Here is a 7,302-nt window from a genome sequence, read left to right as displayed (position 1 = left end):
ATGAAGACCTGACGCCGGACTCGTTCGAGGAGATTCTGGGAAAGCTGGCGAACGGGGTCGATGTCGCGCCCGGCACATGCGTTGACCGGGTCAATTCCGCACCGGAAGGCGGAGCGAAAACACTCGTCGATGAAGCGCTATACGATGGGAGCCGCAATGAGGGCTCCGTCCTGCCGCACCTGCCTGAGCCGGAACGCACCGATGCGCCGGAACCGGAGGCCAAGGGTGAACCGGACCGCAAGGCCCCGACCAATGTCGAACGCGAAGAGCCGGAAAAGAAAGAAGTGAAGGCCGAGCGCAAAGAGGATGAAGACTGATGCTTCAGGATAAAGACCGCATCTTCACAAATCTCTACGGCGCGCATTCGCCAGGCCTTGAAGAGGCCAGGAAACGCGGCGCCTGGCACTTGACGCCGGACATGCTGGCGCAGACGCCGGAATGGATCTGCGACCAGATCAAGGCGTCTGGCCTGCGGGGCCGGGGCGGCGCAGGCTTCCCGACGGGTCTGAAATGGACGTTCATGCCGAAGGAAGTCCGGGATCGTCCTCACTATCTTGTCGTGAACGCTGACGAATCCGAGCCGGGCACCTGTAAGGACCGGGAAATCATGCGCCACGATCCGCATCTGCTGATCGAAGGCTGCATGGTCGCATCCTATGCGATGCGCGCGCACAAATGTTATGTCTATCTTCGCGGAGAATACATTGCCGAGCGCGAGGCGCTAGAGAAAGCCGTGAAGGAAGCCTATGAGGCCGGCCTGATCGGCAAGAACAACAAGAACGGATGGGATTTCGATCTCTACGTCCATCATGGCGCAGGCGCCTATATCTGCGGCGAAGAAACTGCGCTTCTGGAAAGCCTTGAAGGCAAGAAGGGCCAGCCGCGCCTGAAGCCGCCATTCCCGGCCAATGCGGGCCTCTATGGCTGCCCAACCACGGTGAATAATGTCGAGTCGATTGCCGTTGCGCCCACGATCCTGCGCCGGGGGGCTGACTGGTTTGCAGGCTTCGGACGACCGAATAATACCGGCACCAAGCTGTTCTGCGTCTCCGGCCATGTGAATGCGCCGTGCAATGTCGAAGAAGAGATGTCGATCACCTTCAAGGACCTGATCGAGACCCATTGCGGCGGCATTCGCGGCGGCTGGGAAAACCTCAAGGCGGTCATTCCGGGCGGCTCGTCGGTGCCCATGGTGCCGGCTGAGCAGATCATGGACGCCTATATGGATTTCGATACGCTGCGCGACCTTAAATCCGGTCTCGGTACGGCGGCCGTAATTGTGATGGACAAGTCGACCGATCTTATCCAGGCGATTGCGCGGATCTCGTATTTCTACAAGCATGAAAGCTGCGGCCAGTGCACGCCGTGCCGTGAGGGCACTGGCTGGATGTGGCGTGTGCTTGAGCGGATGGCGCGCGGGGAAGCCGAACACAATGAGATCGATATGCTGCTCGACGTGTCGCAGCAGATTGAGGGCCACACCATTTGCGCGCTCGGTGATGCGGCAGCCTGGCCCGTCCAGGGCCTGATCCGTCACTTCCGTCATGAAATCGAAGACCGCATCACCCAGTACCGGGCGCCGCGCGCGTTGGTCCAGGGCAATGTCGTGGCAGCGGAGTAACCAGGCAATTCATGGACCTTCTGCGCAACATCCTCACCGCCATCTGGTGCGCCGTGATCATCGGGACGAACATGTTCGGCCTGATGATAATCGCACGTGTCGCCGGTCTGGACGGTCTTCTTGCGGATGGGACGTGGATCATGACGTCCAAGCTGGCGCTGATGACCGGATTTGGTCTGGCAGCGCTCGTATCTACCAAGTTTCTCTGGGCGATCCTTGCTGTTGCAGTGTTCTGGACCTTGCTGAACTTGATCTTTGATTTCTTCGTGCAGGGATCATGGGGATCGCCCTCCACAATGAGCGGCCTTTTCGTGATCGTCCCGACTTACCTGCTCGCTCGCTGGAACAGCGCCGTGCGCAAGACGAATTTTAATCCCGTGAAAGAGTTCTGATTCATGGCTGATGACCTTTTCAAACTGAATATTGACGGCAAGGACATCGAGGTTCCGAAGTCCTACACGCTTATGCAGGCGTGTGAGGAAGCGGGCGCCGAAATCCCGCGCTTCTGCTATCATGAGCGCCTGTCGGTGGCCGGCAATTGCCGCATGTGCCTTGTCCAGTGGAAGGGCGCGCCCAAACCGATTGCGAGCTGCGCCCAGACGGTCGGCGAGATGCGGATGAACCCGGATGGCACGCCGCCAAACATTCTCACCAGCGGTGACTATGTCGAGAAGGCGCGCAATGGCGTGATGGAATTCCTGCTGATCAACCACCCGCTCGATTGCCCGATCTGCGACCAGGGCGGGGAATGCGACCTTCAGGACCAGGCGATGGCTTATGGCCGCTCCGGCTCACGTTTTGCGCTGAACAAGCGCGCGGTCGAGAACAAGAATATGGGCCCGCTGGTCAAGACGATCATGACGCGCTGCATCCAGTGTACACGCTGTGTGCGGTTTGCGGCTGAAGTGGCTGGCGTCGAAGAGCTCGGCATGATTTCGCGCGGCGAGGATGCTGAAATCACGACCTATCTGGAAGAATCGCTGACGTCCGAACTGTCCGGCAATGTGATTGACCTCTGCCCGGTGGGCGCGCTGACGTCCAAGCCCTATGCTTACAATGCGCGGCCATGGGAGCTGCGCAAGACTGAGTCGATCGACATCATGGATGCGATGGGCTCTGCGATCCGCGTCGATGCCAAGGGTGATGCTGTGATGCGCATCATGCCGGTCATCAATGAAGAGGTGAATGAGGAGTGGTTGTCGGACAAATCCCGGTTCATCTGGGACGGTCTTGCCCGTCAGCGCCTCGACAAGCCGTATATCCGCGAGAATGGAAAACTCCGCGCAGCGAGCTGGCCGGAAGCGCTCGAGGCCACGGCTGAGTTGCTCAAGGGTGAAGCCAGCAAGATCGGCATCATTGCGGGCGACCTTGTTGAAGTTGAACAAGCCAAATCCGCCCTCGATCTGGCCCGCAGTCTTGGGATCAAGTCAACCGATTGTCGCCCAGCTGGCGCCAAATATGACGTCGAATCAGGGCGTGAACGCTATATTCTCAATCCGACGCTGATGGGCGCCGAGGAGGCTGATGCGCTTCTCCTGATCGGTGCAAACCCGCGTGTTGAAGCAGCCGTCTGGAATGCGCGCATCCGCAAGGCCTGGCTCTGGAATGACCTCAAGGTCGGCGTGATCGGTGAACCCGTCGATCTGACCTATGACTATGAGCATCTGGGTTCGACCGCAGGCGATATTGCGGCGCTTCTCGATGGCTCGTCCGAATTTGCAAAAATCCTGAAGGATGCGGAACGTCCGATGATCGTCGTCGGAGAGCAGGCATTGATTGGAGATGGCGCGGACGGCGTTCTCGACGCCGCTCAGAAGCTCGCCAACGACGCCGGCGCGATGTCGGACGGCTGGGCCGGTTTCGGCGTTCTGCACAATGCGGCAGGCCGTGTCGGCGCACTCGATATCGGCTTTGTGCCCGAAGAGGGCGGGTCAGATACAACCGGCATCCTCAGCGGAGAAATGGACACAGTCATCCTCCTCGGCGCGGACGAGGTGGATCTTTCCGGCCTGGGCGCGTCAAAAGTGGTCTATGTCGGCCATCACGGCGATGCTGGCGCCGCCAAGGCAGACATCATCCTGCCGTCGGCGGCCTACACCGAGATGAATGCGACCTTCGTGAATACTGAAGGCCGCGTTCAGATGACGACCAAGGCTGTCCAGCCGAAAGGCGAGGCCAAGGAGGGCTGGGCGATTTTCCGCGCGCTTTCGGACACGCTTGGCAAGACTTTGCCCTACGATTCGCCAGCGGAGCTGCGCGAAATGCTGCGCCAGGAAAATGCTGTGTTTTCCGGGCTTGGTTTTGCGCCTGGAGCTGCAGGCGCCGAAGCGCTTGGAAAGCTGCCGGACGACGCGCAAGCATCAGATAAGGAACATGTTTTTGGCGCAGCCATCGGCGATTTCTACCTGACGAACCCGATTGCCAGAGCGTCGAAAACAATGGCGGAGTGCTCGCTGATGAAGCGTGGCCTTGAAACACCGGTAGCAGCGGAGTAGGCGAGCGCCATGAGTGCATTCATTCAGGAACACGGACTATTGTTTGGCTGGCTGACCGTCATCGGTCAGATCCTGCTGTTCACTGTTGTCCTGCTGCTGTCGCTGGCCTTCCTGCTGCTGATGGATCGCAAGGTCTGGGCAGCTGTCATGATGCGCAAGGGTCCGAACGTGGTTGGCCCCTTCGGTCTGCTTCAGAGCTTTGCAGACTTCGGGAAGTTCCTGCTCAAGGAAATCATTATCCCGGCCGGCGCGAACAAAACCGTCTTCCTGCTGGCGCCCATCCTTTCCCTGACGCTGGCCTTTGCCTCCTGGGCGGTGATCCCTGTTGCACCGGGCTGGGTCGTTTCGGATCTGAATGTCGGTATCCTGTACCTCTTCGCGGTCTCCTCGCTCGGCGTCTATGGCATCATCATGGGGGGCTGGGCTTCGAACTCGAAATACCCGTTCCTCGGCTCGCTCCGCTCGGCTGCGCAGATGGTGTCCTATGAAGTCTCGATAGGTTTCATCATCATCACCGTGATCCTGCTGGTTGGCTCGATGAACCTGTCCGACATTGCGAACAACCAGGCAGGCGGCTTCTGGACGTGGCACGTCTTCAGCTTCAACCACATCCTGCTCTTCCCGGTGATGCTGGTGATGTTCGTCATGTTCTTTGTCTCGGCGTTGGCCGAGACGAACCGGCCGCCCTTCGACCTGCCGGAAGCGGAATCGGAACTCGTAGCGGGTTACCAGGTCGAGTATTCCTCGACGCCATACCTGCTGTTCATGATCGGCGAATATCTCAATATCGTGCTGATGTGCGCGATGATGACGCTGCTCTTTCTCGGCGGCTGGCATGGGCCTATTCCGCTCGGCGAGGAGTTCGTATCGAACTTTCCCGTCTGGCTCGTCAATCTCGGACATCTCGCTTGGTTCATGGCGAAGATCGTCTTCTTCTTCTTTCTCTTTGCCCTCGTGAAGGCTGTTGTGCCGCGCTATCGCTATGACCAGCTGATGCGCCTTGGCTGGAAGATCTTCCTTCCGACTTCTCTGGCCGCCGTCTTCATTGTTGCGGGCTACGTCGTTTACATGGGAGTTCAGGCATGAGCCTTGTCCAGACCCTCCGCGGCGCCCTTCTGACGGACTTTTTCAGCGCGTTCGGCCTTGGGCTGCGCGAAATGTTCCGCCGCAAGGCGACCGTCAACTATCCGTTCGAAAAGAACCCGCTCAGCCCGCGCTTCCGCGGCGAACATGCGCTGCGCCGCTATCCGAATGGCGAAGAGCGCTGCATCGCCTGCAAGCTCTGCGAAGCGATCTGCCCGGCGCAGGCCATCACCATCGAGGCGGAACCCCGCGAAGACGGCTCGCGCCGGACCACGCGCTATGACATCGACATGGTCAAATGCATCTATTGCGGCTTCTGTCAGGAAGCCTGTCCGGTGGATGCGATCGTCGAGGGACCGAACTTCGAATTCGCGACCGAGACGCGTGAAGAACTGTACTACGACAAGGACAGACTGCTTGCGAATGGCGACCGCTGGGAACGCCTCATCGCGCGCAATCTCGAACTCGACGCGCCGTACCGCTAGGGCGGCGCAACACGAAACGTTTTGACGGCATGGTCGTCGCAAGAATTGGGGCTGATCCCGTGGAACTCGTTGCCTTTTACATATTGGCTGCCATCGTCACGATCTCCGCTATTTCGGTGATCGCGTCGAAGAACCCGGTGCATTCGGTGCTCTGGCTCATCCTGGCTTTCTTTACCTCGGCCGGTCTGCTTGTCCTGATCGGGGCGGAGTTCCTGGCGATGCTGCTGGTCGTCGTCTATGTCGGCGCAGTTGCGGTGCTGTTCCTATTTGTCGTGATGATGCTGGACGTTGATTTCGTCGAGCTGAAACAGGGCTTTCTGAGCTATCTGCCGTTTGGCGCGCTGATGGGGATCGCCTTCATTGCAGAGATCGCGCTCGCCACCTTTGCGCGCGGCGACAGCATCGACAATTTCAACCCATATCCCGGCGCCGAGACCAATGCCGAGGCGATTGGTCAGGTCATGTACACAGACTACCTGCTGCTGTTCCAACTGTCAGGTCTCATTCTTCTTGTGGCGATGATCGGCGCGATCGTCCTGACGTTGCGCCACCGCCCGCATGTCAAACGTCAGAACATCGCCAAGCAGACCGCGCGCCGCCGCAAGGATGCGACCCGCTTGCTGGACGTCAAATCGGGCGAGGGGCTCTAAGTCATGGACATTACGGTCAATCATTTCCTCGCCGTCTCGGCGGTGCTGTTCACGACAGGCGTCGTCGGCATTTTCGTGAACCGGAAGAATATCATCGTCATCCTGATGGCGATCGAGCTGATCCTGCTCTCGGTCAATCTGAACCTGGTTGCGTTTTCGGTCTTCACCGGCACGATCACCGGGCAGATCTTCGCCATGCTGGTGCTTACCGTTGCCGCTGCCGAAGCGGCCGTTGGGCTCGCCATTCTTGTCGTCTACTTCCGCAATCGCGGCGATATCGCCGTCGAGAGCGTGGATTTGATGAAAGGGTAGATGGGCATGCTTTCAGACAGCTTTCTTCTCTTCATCGTGCTTGGACCGGGTCTTGCGGCCCTGATTGCAGGCCTGTTCCAGAAGTTCGTGACCGATCGCGGTGCGATGGTAATTACGACCGGGACAGTGGGTCTCGCCGGTATCCTGTCTATCATCCAGCTTTTCATGTTTGCGTTTAGCGGCAGCGGTGCTGTTGAAGCTGTTCACACAGCGGGGGCTGAAGGCGCTCATGGCGCTGTCGCCGTCGAAGCATTCCAGCACATTATCACACTGATGCCCTGGATCGACGTCGGCCAGTTTCAGGCCGATTGGGCGATCCGCGTTGATGCCCTGTCCATCGTCATGATGGCGGTCATTACGGGTGTCTCTGGCCTGGTTCACCTCTATTCCTGGGGGTACATGTCGGAAGACCCGCACCGGGCGCGTTTCTTTGCCTACCTCTCGCTCTTCACCTTCATGATGTTGATGCTGGTGACGGCGGACAACTTCATTCAGCTCTTCTTCGGCTGGGAAGGCGTCGGTCTCGCCTCATATCTGCTGATCGGCTTCTGGTATCAGAACAAGGCCCCGAACGATGCGGCCATCAAGGCCTTCGTGACCAACCGGGTCGGCGACTTCGGTCTCGCGCTCGGGATCATCGCGGTCTTTCTGGTTTT

8 protein-coding genes and 1 pseudogene are annotated in these 7,302 nt (G+C 59.0%); all 9 read left to right on the top strand.

The annotated features are described in order from the left end of the window. Nucleotides 1-317, top strand: a pseudogene (locus tag WA989_RS03675) (NADH-quinone oxidoreductase subunit NuoE); the annotation flags it as partial. Continuing rightward, complete coding sequence (gene nuoF / locus WA989_RS03670; protein ID WP_424339163.1) at nt 317-1,621, top strand: NADH-quinone oxidoreductase subunit NuoF; 1,305 nt, start codon at nt 317-319, stop codon at nt 1,619-1,621. The pseudogene WA989_RS03675 and the gene nuoF, both read left to right, overlap by 1 nt. An 11-nt stretch (nt 1,622-1,632) precedes the next feature. After that, nucleotides 1,633-2,013: a hypothetical protein gene (locus tag WA989_RS03665; protein WP_424339162.1), complete on the top strand. Its 381-nt coding sequence runs from the start codon at nt 1,633-1,635 to the stop codon at nt 2,011-2,013. Between the two features lie 3 nt (nt 2,014-2,016). After that, a complete protein-coding gene (gene nuoG / locus WA989_RS03660; RefSeq protein ID WP_424339161.1) occupies nt 2,017-4,116 on the top strand; it encodes an NADH-quinone oxidoreductase subunit NuoG in 2,100 nt (699 codons plus the stop codon). Nucleotides 4,117-4,125: 9 nt separating this feature from the next. Then, nucleotides 4,126-5,202, top strand: a complete 1,077-nt coding sequence (gene nuoH / locus WA989_RS03655; protein ID WP_424339160.1) for an NADH-quinone oxidoreductase subunit NuoH — start codon at nt 4,126-4,128, stop codon at nt 5,200-5,202. Then, entirely contained in the window at nt 5,199-5,684 is a 486-nt protein-coding gene (gene nuoI, locus WA989_RS03650) for an NADH-quinone oxidoreductase subunit NuoI (RefSeq protein ID WP_424339159.1), read from the top strand. The genes nuoH and nuoI overlap by 4 nt, the downstream gene beginning before the upstream one ends. 59 nt (nt 5,685-5,743) lie before the next feature. Next, nucleotides 5,744-6,334 (top strand): NADH-quinone oxidoreductase subunit J, encoded by a 591-nt coding sequence (locus WA989_RS03645; RefSeq protein WP_424339158.1) that lies wholly within the window; start codon nt 5,744-5,746, stop codon nt 6,332-6,334. 3 nt (nt 6,335-6,337) lie between these two features. Continuing rightward, nucleotides 6,338-6,646 carry an NADH-quinone oxidoreductase subunit NuoK gene (gene nuoK / locus WA989_RS03640; protein ID WP_424339157.1) on the top strand — a complete coding sequence of 103 codons (309 nt, stop codon included), beginning with the start codon at nt 6,338-6,340 and terminating at the stop codon, nt 6,644-6,646. Between the two features lie 6 nt (nt 6,647-6,652). Further along, nucleotides 6,653-7,302: proton-conducting transporter membrane subunit (locus WA989_RS03635; RefSeq protein WP_424339164.1), on the top strand; the 650-nt coding region annotated here is incomplete at its 3' end.

The sequence above is a fragment of the Henriciella sp. genome (assembly GCF_049649345.1).
In the GTDB taxonomy this organism is placed as follows: Bacteria; Pseudomonadota; Alphaproteobacteria; order Caulobacterales; family Hyphomonadaceae; genus Henriciella.
This window is presented reverse-complemented; position numbering and strand designations above follow the sequence as displayed.